The sequence below is a fragment of the Streptomyces sp. NPDC001513 genome (assembly GCF_042894695.1).
GTDB lineage: Bacteria > Actinomycetota > Actinomycetes > Streptomycetales > Streptomycetaceae > Streptomyces.
Genome location: NZ_JBIAVU010000008.1, coordinates 85,249 through 100,025, shown reverse-complemented (window position 1 = coordinate 100,025; position 14,777 = coordinate 85,249). Strand labels below are relative to the sequence as shown.

At 71.3% G+C, this 14,777-nt stretch carries 14 protein-coding genes; 4 read left to right on the top strand and 10 right to left on the bottom strand.

What is annotated here, in order from left to right; all coding sequences use genetic code 11:
• Positions 1-21: 21 nt before the first annotated feature.
• The 4 genes from ACFYZ4_RS18985 to ACFYZ4_RS18970 all read right to left on the bottom strand — a co-directional run bounded on the left by ACFYZ4_RS18985 (position 22) and on the right by ACFYZ4_RS18970 (position 3,933).
• Positions 22-1,095 (bottom strand): hypothetical protein, encoded by a 1,074-nt coding sequence (locus ACFYZ4_RS18985; RefSeq protein WP_390784408.1) that lies wholly within the window; start codon positions 1,093-1,095, stop codon positions 22-24.
• Positions 1,077-1,862, bottom strand: coding sequence for an ABC transporter ATP-binding protein (locus ACFYZ4_RS18980; RefSeq protein ID WP_390784407.1), 786 nt, complete (start codon positions 1,860-1,862; stop codon positions 1,077-1,079). The genes ACFYZ4_RS18985 and ACFYZ4_RS18980 overlap by 19 nt, the downstream gene beginning before the upstream one ends.
• A 203-nt stretch (positions 1,863-2,065) precedes the next feature.
• A complete protein-coding gene (locus ACFYZ4_RS18975; RefSeq protein ID WP_351292904.1) occupies positions 2,066-3,445 on the bottom strand; it encodes an aspartate aminotransferase family protein in 1,380 nt (459 codons plus the stop codon).
• Positions 3,430-3,933 (bottom strand): Lrp/AsnC family transcriptional regulator, encoded by a 504-nt coding sequence (locus ACFYZ4_RS18970; RefSeq protein WP_007266859.1) that lies wholly within the window; start codon positions 3,931-3,933, stop codon positions 3,430-3,432. The genes ACFYZ4_RS18975 and ACFYZ4_RS18970 overlap by 16 nt, the downstream gene beginning before the upstream one ends.
• 168 nt (positions 3,934-4,101) lie before the next feature.
• Here ACFYZ4_RS18970 and ACFYZ4_RS18965 point away from each other — a divergent pair, with 168 nt between their 5' ends.
• The 3 genes from ACFYZ4_RS18965 (at position 4,102) to ACFYZ4_RS18955 (ending at position 7,354) form a co-directional block, all read left to right on the top strand.
• The gene (locus ACFYZ4_RS18965; RefSeq protein WP_351292906.1) at positions 4,102-5,541 is read left to right on the top strand and encodes a gamma-aminobutyraldehyde dehydrogenase; all 1,440 of its coding nucleotides are present in this window, start codon (positions 4,102-4,104) and stop codon (positions 5,539-5,541) included.
• Between the two features lie 92 nt (positions 5,542-5,633).
• Complete coding sequence (locus tag ACFYZ4_RS18960; RefSeq protein WP_351292908.1) at positions 5,634-6,812, top strand: spermidine/putrescine ABC transporter substrate-binding protein; 1,179 nt, start codon at positions 5,634-5,636, stop codon at positions 6,810-6,812.
• Between the two features lie 77 nt (positions 6,813-6,889).
• Positions 6,890-7,354 carry a hypothetical protein gene (locus ACFYZ4_RS18955; RefSeq protein WP_351292910.1) on the top strand — a complete coding sequence of 155 codons (465 nt, stop codon included), beginning with the start codon at positions 6,890-6,892 and terminating at the stop codon, positions 7,352-7,354.
• A gap of 3 nt (positions 7,355-7,357) precedes the next feature.
• Here ACFYZ4_RS18955 and ACFYZ4_RS18950 read toward each other — a convergent pair whose 3' ends face one another.
• The 5 genes from ACFYZ4_RS18950 to ACFYZ4_RS18930 all read right to left on the bottom strand — a co-directional run bounded on the left by ACFYZ4_RS18950 (position 7,358) and on the right by ACFYZ4_RS18930 (position 12,308).
• Complete coding sequence (locus ACFYZ4_RS18950) at positions 7,358-8,557, bottom strand: serine hydrolase domain-containing protein (RefSeq protein ID WP_390784406.1); 1,200 nt, start codon at positions 8,555-8,557, stop codon at positions 7,358-7,360.
• A gap of 150 nt (positions 8,558-8,707) precedes the next feature.
• Entirely contained in the window at positions 8,708-9,388 is a 681-nt protein-coding gene (locus tag ACFYZ4_RS18945; protein WP_351292914.1) for a response regulator transcription factor, read from the bottom strand.
• Positions 9,385-10,461, bottom strand: coding sequence for a sensor histidine kinase (locus ACFYZ4_RS18940; protein ID WP_384340985.1), 1,077 nt, complete (start codon positions 10,459-10,461; stop codon positions 9,385-9,387). Before ACFYZ4_RS18940 ends, ACFYZ4_RS18945 begins: the two co-directional genes overlap by 4 nt.
• A gap of 95 nt (positions 10,462-10,556) precedes the next feature.
• Positions 10,557-11,246 (bottom strand): glycerophosphodiester phosphodiesterase, encoded by a 690-nt coding sequence (locus ACFYZ4_RS18935; RefSeq protein ID WP_351292916.1) that lies wholly within the window; start codon positions 11,244-11,246, stop codon positions 10,557-10,559.
• A gap of 36 nt (positions 11,247-11,282) precedes the next feature.
• On the bottom strand, positions 11,283-12,308 hold the full coding sequence (locus ACFYZ4_RS18930) for an adenosine deaminase (RefSeq protein ID WP_351588693.1): 1,026 nt from the start codon (positions 12,306-12,308) through the stop codon (positions 11,283-11,285).
• Between the two features lie 110 nt (positions 12,309-12,418).
• On the opposite strand from ACFYZ4_RS18930, the gene ACFYZ4_RS18925 reads away from it, so the two are divergent.
• Positions 12,419-13,162: a DUF4190 domain-containing protein gene (locus tag ACFYZ4_RS18925; protein WP_390784405.1), complete on the top strand. Its 744-nt coding sequence runs from the start codon at positions 12,419-12,421 to the stop codon at positions 13,160-13,162.
• Between the two features lie 16 nt (positions 13,163-13,178).
• Here ACFYZ4_RS18925 and ACFYZ4_RS18920 read toward each other — a convergent pair whose 3' ends face one another.
• Positions 13,179-14,777, bottom strand: a complete 1,599-nt coding sequence (locus ACFYZ4_RS18920; RefSeq protein WP_390784404.1) for a TROVE domain-containing protein — start codon at positions 14,775-14,777, stop codon at positions 13,179-13,181.

The window sequence follows — 14,777 nt, the reverse complement described above, 5'->3', positions numbered from 1 at the left end:
CCACACTAAGGGCTGCTCGCGTCAGCGGGTCAGTGCCAGCGACGTCAGCTGCGCCACACCCCAGCTGAGCGGAACGCACACCGCCACGAGCGCGCCGGCCCGCAGACTCGCCGCCGTACGCAGGACCTTGGCGGGAGCGCCCAGGTCGAGCAGGGCCTCCCGCGCGGCGCCCCGGCTGCGGCGCGCCTCCACCGCGGATGTGAGAAGGGTCGCGCCCGCGCACAGGGCCACCAGCGCGGCGGCCGGCCCGGTCAGCGGGCCCAGCGGGACGAGCGGCCCGCCCTGCTCGCGCAGGGCCACGGCGGTGAGGGCGCCCGCGCCGACCGAGCACAGCACGCCGAGCGGCGGGCCGATCCGGGGAGCCTCCTCCTGGAGGACCCGCCCGGCCAGCAGCCGCAGCGCGCCCGGGCGCACGGCCTGGACCAGGCTCCCGGAGGCGTAGGCGAACCCCGGCCCGGCGAGGGCGAGGCCGATCGCGGTCAGTGACCAGCCGGCGAGCATCCCGGGGGCGCTCCGGCCCGCGTAGGCCTCGGCGGCGAACCCGCAGGCGGTCAGCGCGATCCCCCAGGGCAGCCCGGTCTGCGGGGCGAGCGGCCGGTGCGGGCGCAGCGCGAGGGCGGTGGCGGCCGCGGCGGCCACCGGGACCACGGCCAGCAGGGTGAGGGCGGCCGCCACGGGCAGCGGCTGGTCGGCGTGGAGCAGCTTGGCCCCGGCTCCGTCGAACGGCAGCCCGGCCAGGTCCCCGCGCAGGTGGAGGAAGACGGCCAGGGCCAGGGCGCTGCCCAGGGTGCAGGCGACGGCGGTGGAGATCGCGGCGACGAGGAGGAGCCGTACGGGTCCCGGCCCGACGTCGTCCAGGCCCGCGCGGGGGCGGTTCGCCGGGTCGGCGCGGGCCACGGCCACGGCGAAGTGGACGGTGACGGCCACCGGGATCAGGGCCCAGAGCAGGCGAGGGAACGATCCGGCGGGCCGGGCCACGGCCCCGGCGAGTACGGAGAGCAGCAGGAACCCGGTCCCGGCCGAGGCGGCGGCGACGAGGAGCCGCCGCAGCTGGACGAGCGGCCGGGAGCCGCGGGCTAGGCGGAGAGCGAGCACGCGGCCTGGCCCTCCGGGGTGTCGTCGGCGGGGGAGGAGACGGCCGCGGCCCCCGCGAGACGGCCGTCGAGCAGGGCCAGCCGGCGGTCCGCGACGGCCGCGGTGGCCTCGTCGTGGGTGGCCAGCAGCACGGTGACCTCGTGGGAACGCGCCGCGGTGGTGAGGGACCGGAGCAGCAGGGCCCGCTCGGCGCGGTGCAGCGGGGCCGTGGGCTCGTCGGCGAAGATCACCGCGGGCTCGTTGACCAGGGCGCGGGCCAGGGCGACCCGCTGGCACTCGGCCCGGGTGAGGGAAGCGGGGCGCTTGCGGGCGAAACCGCCGATGTCGAGGCGGTCCAGCCATTCGCAGGCGGCGTTCTTGGCGGCGCGGTGGGAGGTGCCGGCGAGGAGCAGCGGCAGGGCGGCGTTCTCCCAGACCTTCAGCTCGGGCAGCAGCTGCGGCTCCGGGCCGATCCAGCCGAAGCGGTCGCGGCGCAGCCGTTCGCGGGCCAGCGCGCCCATGGTGTGCACGGGGACGCTGTTGAACCAGACCTCGCCCTGCTCGGGCCGCAGCTGCCCGGACAGGCAGCGGAGCAGGGTGGTCTTGCCGCTGCCGAGGGGACCGGTCAGGGCCAGGATCTCGCCCTGGCGGACTCCCACGGAGACCCCGACGAGGGCGGGGGATCCTCCCCCGGACTTCGTCCGCGGGGACCCCCAGTGGGAGTAGTGAAGGGACCGTGCCCAGAGGACGTCATTGTCAGGCGGGGCATTGTCCGGTGGAGCCACCATGGCGTACACCTCCGTCCGGGGGAACGAAGCGGAGCCGGTTCGGTCACTGGCGCCGCACTGAGATGTAAAGAGATGAACGTCTTGGATGGTGACAGCACACGGCCCGAACCCCCGCGTTCTCACTCGAACGGGGGATCCGGGCCATGTGATCGGACTATTGCAGCCTCGGACGATTTACATCCTGGCCGGCCGGGCGGGCCTGTTTACAGCTTCGTCCACGCCTCGGTGAGCACCGAGCGCAGGATGCCCTCGATCTCGTCGAAGGTGCCCTGGTCCGCGATCAGCGGCGGCGCGAGCTGGATGACCGGGTCACCGCGGTCGTCGGCCCGGCAGTACAGGCCGTTCTCGAAGAGCGCCTTGGAGAGGAAGCCGTAGAGCACGCGCTCCGTCTCCTCGTCCGTGAAGGACTCCTTGGTGTCCTTGTCCTTGACGAGCTCGATGCCGTAGAAGTAGCCGTTGCCGCGGACGTCGCCGACGATCGGCAGGTCGTGCAGCTTCTTCAGCGTCGAGAAGAAGGCGTCCTCGTTGTCCAGCACGTGCTGGTTGAGGCCTTCCTTGTCGAAGATGTCGAGGTTGGCCAGCGCGACCGCCGAGGAGACCGGGTGGCCGCCGAAGGTGTAGCCGTGCAGGAAGGTGTTGTCGCCCTTGTAGAAGGGCTCCGCGAGGCGGTCGGAGATGATGCAGGCGCCGATCGGGGAGTAGCCCGAGGTCATGCCCTTGGCGCAGGTGATCATGTCCGGCACGTAGTCGAACTTGTCACAGGCGAACATCGTGCCCAGACGGCCGAACGCGCAGATCGTCTCGTCGGAGACGAGCAGGACGTCGTACTCGTCGCAGATCTCGCGGACCCGCTGGAAGTACCCGGGCGGCGGCGGGAAGCAGCCGCCGGCGTTCTGCACCGGCTCCAGGAAGACGGCGGCGACGGTGTCGGCGCCCTCGAAGAGGATCTCCTGCTCGATCTGGTCGGCGCACCAGCGGCCGTAGGCCTCGGGGTCGTCGCCGAAGATCGGGGCGCGGTAGATGTTGGTGTTCGGCACCTTGTGCGCGCCGGGGACCAGCGGCTCGAAGGGGGCCTTCAGGGCCGGCAGGCCGGTGATGGACAGGGCGCCCTGCGGGGTGCCGTGGTAGGCGACCGCACGCGAGATGACCTTGTACTTGGTGTGCTTGCCCTGCAGCTTGAAGTACTGCTTGGCGAGCTTCCAGGCGGTCTCGACGGCCTCGCCGCCACCGGTGGTGAAGAAGACCTTGTTCAGGTCGCCGGGGGCGTAGTGGGCGAGGCGCTCGGCGAGCTCGACGGCCTTGGGGTGCGCGTACGACCAGATGGGGAAGAACGCGAGTTCCTGGGCCTGCTTGTACGCGACCTCGGCCAGTTCCTTGCGGCCGTGACCGGCGTTGACCACGAACAGGCCGGCGAGGCCGTCGAGGTAGCGCTTGCCCTTGTCGTCCCAGATGTAGGTGCCCTCGCCCCGGACGATGGTGGGGACGGGGGAGTTCTCGTAGGACGACATGCGGGTGAAGTGCATCCACAGGTGGTCGTACGCGGTCTTGGAGAGGTCCTGGCTCACGGTTATCGGGTTCCCCACATGTAGGTCTGCTTCTTCAGCTTCAGGTAAACGAAGCTTTCGGTTGATCGCACGCCGGGGAGCGTGCGGATCTTCTTGTTGATCGTTTCGAGCAGGTGGTCGTCGTCCTCGCAGACGATCTCCACCATCAGGTCGAACGACCCGGCGGTCATCACCACGTACTCGCACTCGGCCATGGCGGTCAGCGCATCGGCCACCGGGTCGAGGTCGCCCTCGACGTTGATGCCGACCATGGCCTGGCGTCGCAGACCCACGGTGAGCGGGTCGGTGACGGCGACGATCTGCATGACGCCCTGGTCGAGCAGCTTCTGCACGCGCTGGCGCACGGCAGCTTCGGAGAGGCCGACGGCCTTGCCGATCGATGCGTAGGGACGGCGGCCGTCCTCCTGCAGTTGCTCGATGATCGCCAGGGACACAGCATCGACCGAAGGGGACGGTTGTCTGTTCCTGGAATCTGCGCTTCGACTGACCACGACCTCACTGTGCACGAGGGTCGTCTGTTCCGCAAGACGGAATCGATGAAATCCGTTGTTTGGGCACTCGGATCTCACTGATTTCGTAGTTGGTGGCCTCTGGGTCTGTCGAAAGCCTCCGCCTAGGAGCTAGGCTTGGCTTTTGTCTCAATCGTTGGACATGTGATCAGGAGTGTGGCTGTAGTGACCACCGAACTGCGTCGTCTGCGCAACTACATCGGCGGGGAGTTCAAGGACGCCGCCGACGGGCGGACCACCGAGGTGGTCAACCCGGCCACCGGCGAGGCGTACGCCACGGCCCCGCTCTCGGGCCAGGCCGACGTCGACGCCGCCATGGCCGCCGCCGCGGCGGCCTTCCCGGGCTGGCGCGACACCACCCCCGCCGAGCGCCAGAAGGCGCTGCTGAAGATCGCGGACGCCTTCGAGGCGCGCGCGGACGAGCTCGTCGCCGCCGAGTCGGAGAACACCGGCAAGCCGCTGGGCCTCACGGCCAGCGAGGAGCTGCCGCCGATGGTGGACCAGATCCGCTTCTTCGCGGGCGCCGCCCGTCTGCTGGAGGGCCGCTCGGCCGGCGAGTACATGGAGGGGATGACCTCGATCGTCCGCCGTGAGCCGGTCGGCGTCTGTGCCCAGGTCGCGCCGTGGAACTACCCGATGATGATGGCCGTGTGGAAGTTCGCCCCGGCCATCGCGGCGGGCAACACCGTCGTGCTCAAGCCCTCGGACACCACCCCGGCCTCCACCGTCCTGATGGCGGAGATCATCGACTCGGTCCTGCCCAAGGGCGTCTTCAACGTCATCTGCGGCGACCGCGAGACCGGCAAGGCCATGGTCGAGCACTCCACCCCGGCGATGGCCTCCATCACCGGCTCGGTGCGCGCCGGCATGCAGGTCGCCGAGAGCGCCTCCAAGGACGTCAAGCGCGTCCACCTGGAGCTCGGCGGCAAGGCCCCGGTCGTGGTCTTCGAGGACGCCGACATCCCGAAGGCCGTCGAGGACATCGCGGTGGCCGGCTACTTCAACGCCGGCCAGGACTGCACCGCCGCCACCCGCGTGCTCGTGCACCAGTCGATCCACGACGAGTTCGTGGCCGCGCTCGCCAAGGCCGCCGCGGACACGAAGACCGGCCAGCCGGACGACGAGGACGTGCTGTACGGCCCGCTGAACAACCCGAACCAGCTCAAGCAGGTCGCGGGCTTCATCGAGCGCCTCCCCGCCCACGCCAAGGTCGAGGCGGGTGGCCACCGGGTCGGCGAGAAGGGCTTCTTCTACGCCCCGACCGTGGTCTCCGGCCTCAAGCAGGACGACGAGATCATCCAGAACGAGGTCTTCGGCCCCGTCATCACCGTCCAGTCCTTCACGGACGAGGCCCAGGCCCTGGAGTACGCGAACGGCGTCGAGTTCGCCCTCGCCTCCTCGGTGTGGACCAAGAACCACGGCCGCGCGATGCGGATGTCCAAGAACCTCGACTTCGGCTGCGTGTGGATCAACACCCACATCCCGCTCGTCGCCGAGATGCCGCACGGCGGCTTCAAGAAGTCCGGCTACGGCAAGGACCTCTCCGCCTACGGCTTCGAGGACTACACGCGCATCAAGCACGTGATGACCTCGCTCGACGGCTGATCGGCCGCATCGATCACAGCACAGCGTTGATGGGGCGGGCAGTAGACAACATGTCTATTGCCCGCCCTTCCGCGTTCCCCGAGGCTGTGCCCATGCCTGAACTCGCCTTCTCCCGCCGTGCGGCGCTGTACGGCCTCGGTGCCGCGGGCCTGTCGGCCGCCCTCGTCGGCTGCGGTGTGCCGGCCGCCTACGTTCCCGAGGAACGGCGTACGGGACCGGACCGGTCCGAGCGGGACCGGAGCGTCGCCTTCTCCAACTGGCCGCTCTACATCGACACCGACGAGGAGGACGAGGAGCGCCGGCCGACGCTGGAGGCCTTCTCGGAGCAGACCGGCATCGAGGTCCGGTACACCGAGGAGATCAACGACAACGACGAGTTCTTCGGCAAGATCAGCCCGGCCCTGATGAATCACCAGGAGACCGGCCACGACCTGGTCGTGGTCAGCGACTGGATGGCCGCCCGCTTCGTCCACCTGGGCTGGGCCCAGAAGCTGGACCGCTCGGCGCAGCCCAACGTGTCCAGGCACCTCGACCCCCAGCTGCGTTCCCCCGCCTTCGACGAGGGCCGGCTGCACACCGTGCCCTGGCAGTCGGGCATCACCGGCATCGCCTACAACCGCAAGGCCCTGGGCCGGGAGATCAAGTCGGTCAAGGACCTCTGGCACCCGGACCTGGCGGGCCGCGTCACCCTCCTCTCCGGCCTCGACGAGTCCTTCTCCCTGCTGATGCAGGGCAACGGCGTGGACGTCACCCGCTGGACCGAGTCCGACTTCCACCGGATGTGCGACCAGGTCGAGAGCATGGTGAAGAAGAAGCACATCCGCCGTTTCACCGGCAACGACTACACCTCCGATCTGAGCAAGGGCGACGTCCTCGCCTGCCAGGCCTACTCCGGTGATGTCATCCAGCTCCAGGCCGACAACCCGGACATCGAGTTCGTGGTCCCCGAGGAGGGGGCCGAACTCTGGGCCGAGAGCCTGCTCGTCCCCAACCTGGCCCGCCACAAGGCCAATGCCGAGGCCCTGATCGACTACTACTACGACCCGGCGGTGGCCGCCTCGCTGGCCGCCTCCGTCAACTACGTCTGCCCGGTCCCGGCCGCCCGGGAGGTCCTGGCCGGCTCCGACGACAAGGAGACCGCCGAGCTGGCCGAGAACCCGCTGATCTTCCCGGACGACGAGATGCGCAAGCGGCTCGTGGTGTCCCGGGACATCTCCTCGGCCGAGCGCCGCTCCTTCGCCAGGCGCTGGAACGCGATCGTCGGACTCTGATCACGGTCCGGCCACGGAACTGAACGCGTTCAGCAATTTGGCTGAACGTGTTCAGAAAACTGCGTACGCTTACCCCCATGAGCGAGAGAAGCGCCCTTCAGCGGCGGATCCGTGCCTGGTTGACCCTGTTCCTCATCTGCCTGGTGCTCAGCGGCCTCACCGCCTTCCCCCTGGTCACCGAACTCCACTGGCTCAACTCCCTCGTGGACAACGACTGGGTGCGACGGGTGGGCGACGGCCTGGACCGGGCCGATGCCGACTACCCCTTCCTCCTCTACGGAACCGACTGGCTCGCCTTCGCCCACCTCGTCATCGCCGTCTTCTTCTACGGCGTCCACCGCGACCCCGTCCGCAACATCTGGATCGTCGAAGCCGGCATGATCGCCTGCGCCGGAGTGATACCCCTGGCCCTGATCTGCGGCCCGATCCGGGGCATCCCCATCTGGTGGAGCGTCATCGACATGTCGTTCGGCGTCTTCGGGGTCATCCCCCTGCTGGTGCTCCGCCGCATGATCAAGCGCCTTGAGGCGATGCCTGCTTGATGCCTACCGGGCGAAGGCCGCCATCACGATGCCCAAGACCACCGGGTTCGTGTCCTCGCCCTTGGCGTTCGTGGAGTTGACCGAGTAGACCAGGGTGCGGGACAGGTCCCGGGTCGCACCTATGCCGGTGTTGTACCCGTACCGACCGCCGGACTTGCCCCACGCCACGGTGCCGTCCGGCAGGACGATCCTGGACAGTCCCGCGGTCAGCGTGGCGTCCTTCCCGTTGGTGAAGTTCTTCACCGCGGGCACCGTGAACATCTCCTCCAGCTGGGCCGCCGGCACGATCCGCTCGCTGAACAGGGCCTTGGTGAACCGCTCCAGATCGGCCGTGGTCGAGATGATGTCCCCGGCCGCCCAGCGGTCCGAGGAGTTCCAGTCGGTCACGTCCCGCAGCTCCCGGGAGCCGTCCGCCTTGGGGAGTGCCTGGTACCCACGGTTGTGCGGACCGAGGATCCTCGTCTGCGTCCGGGACGGGAAGGAGGTCTGACGCAGACCGAGCGGCCTCAGGATCCGCCGGCCGACCGCCTCCTCGTACGAGGTGCCCGTCACCTTCTCGACGAGCGCGCCCAGCAAGGTGTAGTTGATGTTCAGGTAGTGCTGGGCCGAGCCCGGGGTGAACTCCGGCTTCTTCGCGAGGGCATTGGCCAGCTGGTCGTGCGGGTCGGTCACATCGAAGCGGTGCTCCCACTGCGCCTCGAACGAGTCGCCCGGGCCGTCCGCCGCCGGTATGCCGCTGGTGTGGTTGAGCAACTGCCGGACCGTGACCGTGCCGTAGGCATCGGAGACAGTCTCGGGCAGGTACCGCCGGACCGGCCCGTCCAGATCCACCCGGCGCTCGGCCGCCAGCTGGAGCACCACCGCCGCGGTGAAGGTCTTGGTCACCGACCCCGCCCGGAACCTCCCCTGTTCGACGGCCGGCCGCCCGGTGACGATGTCCGCGACACCGGAACTGCCCCGCCAGCTGCCGCTCGTCCCCCCGACGCGGACCAGCGCGGCAGTCGCGTCCTTGTGCTCCGCTCCGAGACCGGTGATCGCCCGCTCCAGCGCCGAGGCATTCGGCGGGGCCGGGACGAGGGGCGCCGAGACGCCCGCCGTGCCCCCCGCCGGCGCGGGAACCGAAACGGCGTGGGCGACGACCGGACCGGACGCGATCCCGAGGACCAGAGCGGCGGCGATCAGCGTGCGCGTACGTGCGTTCATGGTGGTGTGCTCCCCCTGTGAGGTCACCGGGACCATCCGCCCCGATGACCTCAATGCTCCAGGTCAGAGGCGTAGTTGCGGATCACCATCAAGAGGGGTCTTCACCGGTACGACAACTCACCTCCGGGAGGGAGACGACACGCCGTCCCCTCACTCCCCAGAGGGAGTACCCGCGGGAGTACCCGCCGCGATCAGGCCCGTCTCGTACGCGCAGATCACCGCCTGGATCCGGTCCCGCAGCCCCAGCTTCGCCAGCACGTTCCCCACGTGCGACTTCACCGTGTGCTCGCTCACCACCAGCGCTGCCGCGATCTCCGCGTTCGACAGCCCCCGCCCCAGGTGCAGCAGCGTCTCCCGCTCCCGCGCCGTCAGCACCTCCAGCCGGTCCGCCGAAAGGGAGGGCCGCGCCGTCACCGCCGTGTACTCCTCGATCAGCCGCCGCGCCACCGAAGGCGCCAGCAGGGACTCGCCCGCCGCCACCACCCGTACCGCGTGCACCAGATCGTCCCGCCGCACGTCCTTCAGCAGGAACCCGCTCGCCCCCGCGTGCAGCGCCTCGTACACGTACTCGTCCGAATCGAAGGTCGTCAGCATCACCGTCCGGCACGCGCTGCGCGCCGAGATCGTCCGGCACGCCTCGATCCCGTCCAGCACCGGCATCCGGATGTCCAGCAGCACCACGTCCGGAGCGAGCCGGGCCACCGCCTCCACCGCCGCCGCGCCGTCCCCCGCCTCCGCCACGACCTCGATGTCCTCCTGGGCGTCCAGGATCATCGCGAACCCGCTGCGCACCAGTTCCTGGTCGTCGGCCACCACCACACGGATCGTCAACTCCCCACCTCCAGCGGTGAGGTTACAAGGACGGCCCGCACCGAGAACCCGCGCCCGTCCGGCCCCGGACCCGTCCGCGCCGTCCCGCCGTGCGCCGCCGCCCGCTCGCGGATCCCGATCAGACCGTGCCCGCCCGAGCCCGGCCCGGGCCCCCGCCCGTCGTCCGTCACCGAGACGGTGAGCGCCCGCGCCCCGTACTCCAGCCGGACCTCCACCGCCGAGGCGCCCGCGTGCTTCACCACGTTCGTCAGCGCCTCCTGCACCACCCGGTGCACCGTCGCCTCCAGCGCCGCCGCGAGCTCGCGCACCTCGCCCGACCGCTCGTACGACACCCGGATCCCGCCGGCCCGCACCCGGTCGAGGAGCGCCGGCAGCGCCCCGATCCCGGGCTGCGGCGCACGCGGAGCCGCCTCGTCCGTACGGAGCACCCCCAGCATGGTGCGCAGCTGCGCCATCGCGTCCCGCCCGGTCTCGGCGATCGCCTCGAAGGCCGCCTCGGCCCGCTCCGGCGCCCTGCGCACCGCCACCGGACCGGCCTCCGCCTGCACGATCATGATGCTGACGGCGTGCGAGAGGATGTCGTGCATCTCCCGCGCTATCCGGGCCCGTTCGCGCGCCGCCGCCTGCTCCGCCTCGATCCGGTTCGCCCGCTCCAGCTGCGCCGCCCGGTCCTCCACGGCCGCGGTATAGGCCTGCCGGGTGAACTGGAGCCGGCCCAGCGCGTAGGCGGCGCCCGCGCAGAACAGGGTGAAGGACAGCTCCCTGGCCGTGCCCGTCTCCAGCCCCACGGACGCGGCGACGGCCACCACCGAGCCCGCCCCGACCACCGCCCGCACCCGGCCGGGACACTGCAGGGCGACCGTGAAGAAGGCCATCAGCCCGGCGTACGGAAGCGGCTGGCCGGGCCCGTCCATCGTCACCTTGTACACGCCGCCGATCAGCAGGATCGCCACCAGGACGAGCACGGGCCGGCGCCGCCGCCACGCCAGCGGCGCCACTCCCAGCGTGGTGGCCGCGTACGAGGCCCAGGTCACCGGCGGCAGCCCGGGCTCCCGCGGCAGCACGAACGGCATCGTGACGGCCAGCTGTACCAGCACGGTCAGGCCCAGGTCCACGACCCACGGAGGGGCTGCGCGCAGCCGCCCGACCCGCCGGCCCAGCGCGCGTATCACCGTCCGGACTCGGCCCGAACGCGCGCAAGGACGTCCACCCGGTTCGTGGTGACCGCGTCGACCCCCGCCTTGACGAGCCGCTTCATCGTGCACTTGGTGTCCGCGGTCCAGGCCGAGACCAGCAGGCCGTCCCGGTGGAGCGCGTCCGTCAGCTCCCGGCTCACCAGCCCGAAGCGGTAGTTGAGCCAGCGCGGCGCCACGGCGTCGATCAGCACCCGCCGCGGCGGCGACAGCGTGGTCCAGGTCAGCGCGATCTCCGCGCCCGGATCGGCGGCGCGGACCGCCAGCATCGAGTCGGGGCCCGCGCAGTAGTACGTCCGCTCGCGCGCGCCGCACTCGCGGACCAGGCCCACCACCGTGCGCACCGACTCGGACGTGGCACCCGGGAGGTCGAGCATCAGCCGCCCCGCCCCCGCGGCCATCAGGGCGTCGCGCAGCGTGGGAACGCCGCCCTGCGTCAACTCCTTGAGCTGGGGGGCCGTGACGTCGCCGAGGCGTACGTCATGGCCCCACAGCCGCTGGAGCGTGTCGTCGTGGAGCAGGACCGGCACCCCGTCACGGGTCAGCCGGACGTCGATCTCGACCGCGTCCGCCCCGCGGGCGAAGGCGGAGCGGATCGAGGGCAGGGTGTTCTCACGGACACGGTAGGGATCGCCGCGGTGGCCGACGGCAGTCAGGGTGCGCATGGCCCCATTCTCCGTGCCGCGGACGTCAATTGGACGTCAGCGCGCCAGCCATTCGGCGGTGTACGCGTCGATCTCCGCGATGATCCGCGCCTTGCCGGCCGGCTCCAGGAAGGAGGCCTCGACGGCGTTCTTCGCGAGCTGCGCGAGACCGCGCTCGTCGAGGTCCAGGAGCCGGGCGGCCACCGCGTACTCGTTGTTGAGGTCGGACCCGAACATCGGCGGGTCGTCGCTGTTGATGGTGACGAGCACGCCCGCCGCGACCATCTCCTTGACGGGGTGCTGGTCGAGGTCGGTGACCGCGCGGGTGGCGATGTTGGAGGTCGGGCAGACCTCCAGTGCGATGCGGTGCTCGGCGAGGTAGGCGAGGAGCTCCGGGTCCTGCGTGGAGCTGGTGCCGTGGCCGATGCGCTCGGCGCCGAGCTCGCGGATGGCGTCCCAGACGGTCTCCGGACCGGTGGTCTCGCCGGCATGCGGCACGCTGTGCAGGCCGGCGGCGCGCGCCGCGTCGAAGTACGGCTTGAACTGCGGGCGCGGGACGCCGATCTCGGGCCCGCCCAGGCCGAAGGAGACGAGGCCCTCGGGGTGCAGGTCGACGGCGAGCCGGGCGGTCTCGGCGGCGGCTTCGAGGCCGGCCTCGCCGGGGATGTCGAAGCACCAGCGCAGGATGACGCCGAGTTCGGCCTCGGCGGCCTTGCGGGCGTCCTCGATGGCCTCCATGAAGGCCCGCTCGTCGATGCCGCGGCTGGTGGAGGAGTACGGGGTGATGGTCAGCTCGGCGTAGCGGATGTTCTGCCGGGCCATGTCACGGGCGACTTCGAAGGTGAGGGTGCGTACGTCGTCCGGGGTACGGACCAGGTCGACGACCGACAGGTAGACCTCGATGAAGTGGGCGAAGTCGGTGAAGGTGAAGTAGTCGGCGAGGGCCTCGGGGTCGGTGGGGACCTTGGAGTCGGGGTGCCGGGAGGCGAGCTCGGCCACGATGCGCGGGGATGCCGAGCCGACGTGGTGGACGTGGAGTTCGGCCTTGGGCAGCCCCGCGATGAAGGGGTGCAGGTCGGTCATGGGGTTGCCTCCGGGAGGACGCGGTTGCGGGCAGGTCGGGATTCATCGTAGGCAGGCCCGTGACTGTCGGTGGCAGCGCTTAGCATGGCTGTACGAGAGGGGGGCGCCGTATGAACGACAGCAGTCCCGAGCCGAGCGACCCGTGGGCGCCGCCGGAGCGGCCCGCAGTGGAGCTGGGCAAGCCGCAGGGCACGCCGGGCACGCAGGACACCAACGGCACGCCGGGCGTGTCGGGCCCGCCGTCCGTGCACGACCAGCAGACGCTCGCCGGAATGCCGGGAGACCAGCTGCCGCCGACCGCTCCGACGCCGATGCCGACGCCTGCCGCGGACGCGCCGCCGGCCGGCCCCGCGTCCGCGGCGTACGGATATCCGGTCCAGCAACCCGGTTACGGATACCCCGGCGACGCGGGCTACCCCGGCCCCGCCGGATACCAGGGCTACCCGGGCCCGCAGGGATACCCCGGCGGCCCGCAGGGGTATCCGGGCGGCCCGCAGGGATACCCGGGCCACGGCTCCTACGCGCCGTACGGGCCGCAGCCCAGCAACGGCTTCGGCATAGCCGCGCTCGTCCTCGGCATCATCTCGGTCCTCGGCTGCTTCCTGAGCTTCGCGGGCGTGGCCATCGGGATCGCCGCGGTCGTCTTCGGCGCCCTCGGCAAGGGCAAGGCGAACCGCGGCGAGGCCGACAACGGCGGGATGGCGCTCGCGGGCATCATCCTGGGCGCCGTGGGCATCCTGCTCGGCGTGCTGATACTCGTGGCCGCGTTCGCCAGTCTCATGGACCTGGGGCCGATCGACGATTCCCCGTACGACAGCCCGTACGACAACTCCCAGGTCCACGAGAAGGTCTGACCGGGGCGCGGACGGCTCAGGAGGCCCAGGGCCAGTCCGCGTTGCGGCCGTCCTCGATCAGGGACACCATCCGGAAGGCCGCGTCGGTGAGCCCGCCGAAGGTGTGCCGGTTCCCGCCGCCCGACGGCGCGTGCCCGACCCGGTAGCCGGCCAGGTTCCACGTGTAGACCGGAACCGCGGCCGGCACCTCCGCCGTCGGATCGCCGCCGTGGCCGTACGAGGCGGCCTGCTCGTCGGTGACGATCAGCACCCGGCCGTGGTCCCGGTAGTGCTCCCTCACGGCCTGGGCCGTGTAGGTGCCGCCGAGGTCCCCGAAGCGCTCCAGCACCTTCAGCACGGACTCGCCCCGGCCGTACCGGACGGCCTTGCTCGTCGTGCCGAACTGGACCAGGTCGGCGTGTTCGGCCCGCAGCGCCAGCGCCGCGCCGAACACGGCCGCCGCGTCCGCCCGGTTGAGCTTCGAGCGGTCCGACAGCGGGGACCACATCGACCCGGACCGGTCGACGAGGACCAGCGTCCGGCCGGGCAGCGCCGGTACGTTGGCCAGCGAGTGGCCGAGCGCCTGCTCCAGCGGGTACGCCCAGCGCAGCGACGGGGCGTGCTGATGGGCGGCCAGGTAGCGGAAGGGGAACTGCCGCGACCGGGCGACGACCTCCGGGTCGGAGATCCTCGCCGCGACCTGAGCGGCCACCGCGTCCGAGACCCCGGCCTGGTCGAAGTTGCGCAGGTTGCGCAGCAGCGCCATCGCACCCATCGACGGGATGACCGCCTCCCAGGCGGCCGCGTCCATCGGTCCCTGCAGCCAGCCGGCCAGCGCCTCCCAGGTCATGCCCGCCTCCGCGAGCCGCTCCGCGCCGTCCGGGGCGAGGACCACACCACGCCGCTCGGAGACCGGCAGCCCCATCAGCGCCCGGTGGGCGGTGAGGGTGCGGTTGCCGGCCGGGACCTGCGCGCCGTCCGGGTTGTGCCGGCGGTCGAGGGCGTAGCGGAACAGCTCGCCCTGCCAGGGCTTGGCCGGGTCGGGGGAGGCGTGCACGAGGTTGAGGACGTCACCGAAGCGGTAGGCCTTGGAATCCGTGTCGTACTTCAGCAGCGAGGTGCCGGAGTAGAGCCGGCGCACGGCGTCGGCGATGCCGCGCTTGACGGGCTTGGGCACGGCCCGGCCGTACGTCGCCGTCCAGTAGGCCAGCAGCTCACCGGGCTCGTCCGCGCGCCGCAGTACGGAATCCACGACCCGGCGGTTCGAAGGCCCGTCGGTGGCGCCCGCGTCGAGCCGGGCCTTGACGTACTCGGCGGCGCCGACGAGGGAGGCGGTGCGCATGTTCGCGTCCCCGCGGAGCCAGCCGAGCAGGCCGGCCGTCCACGCGGGATCCTCGACGGCGAGGGTGCGCACGAGCGCGGCGAAGCGGTCGTCGCGGGCCTCGCCGCTCTCGTACGCGGTGCGCTGCGTCACGAAGTTGGCGACGGCGAGCAGGAACAGCTCGGAGCGGGGATCGCGCAGGTGGCCGGGGCCGCCCTGGCCGGTGCGGGCCCGGTCGGCCGAGCGTACGGGCGACGTGGGCGAAGCGGCCGACGCGGTCGCGGACTTGGACGCGCGCAGGTTGAAGCGAGCCAT

Bases quoted from the DNA above. Each gene is read 5' to 3' on its own strand.
- ACFYZ4_RS18980 (WP_390784407.1), bottom strand. From the start codon at position 1,862: ATGGTGGCTCCACCGGACAATGCCCCGCCTGACAATGACGTCCTCTGG.
- ACFYZ4_RS18960 (WP_351292908.1), top strand. From the start codon at position 5,634: ATGCCTGAACTCGCCTTCTCCCGCCGTGCGGCGCTGTACGGCCTCGGT.
- ACFYZ4_RS18955 (WP_351292910.1), top strand. From the start codon at position 6,890: ATGAGCGAGAGAAGCGCCCTTCAGCGGCGGATCCGTGCCTGGTTGACC.
- ACFYZ4_RS18950 (WP_390784406.1), bottom strand. From the start codon at position 8,557: ATGAACGCACGTACGCGCACGCTGATCGCCGCCGCTCTGGTCCTCGGG.
- ACFYZ4_RS18940 (WP_384340985.1), bottom strand. From the start codon at position 10,461: ATGCCGTTCGTGCTGCCGCGGGAGCCCGGGCTGCCGCCGGTGACCTGG.
- ACFYZ4_RS18935 (WP_351292916.1), bottom strand. From the start codon at position 11,246: ATGCGCACCCTGACTGCCGTCGGCCACCGCGGCGATCCCTACCGTGTC.
- ACFYZ4_RS18930 (WP_351588693.1), bottom strand. From the start codon at position 12,308: ATGACCGACCTGCACCCCTTCATCGCGGGGCTGCCCAAGGCCGAACTC.
- ACFYZ4_RS18925 (WP_390784405.1), top strand. From the start codon at position 12,419: ATGAACGACAGCAGTCCCGAGCCGAGCGACCCGTGGGCGCCGCCGGAG.
- ACFYZ4_RS18920 (WP_390784404.1), bottom strand. From the start codon at position 14,777: ATGGCTCGCTTCAACCTGCGCGCGTCCAAGTCCGCGACCGCGTCGGCC.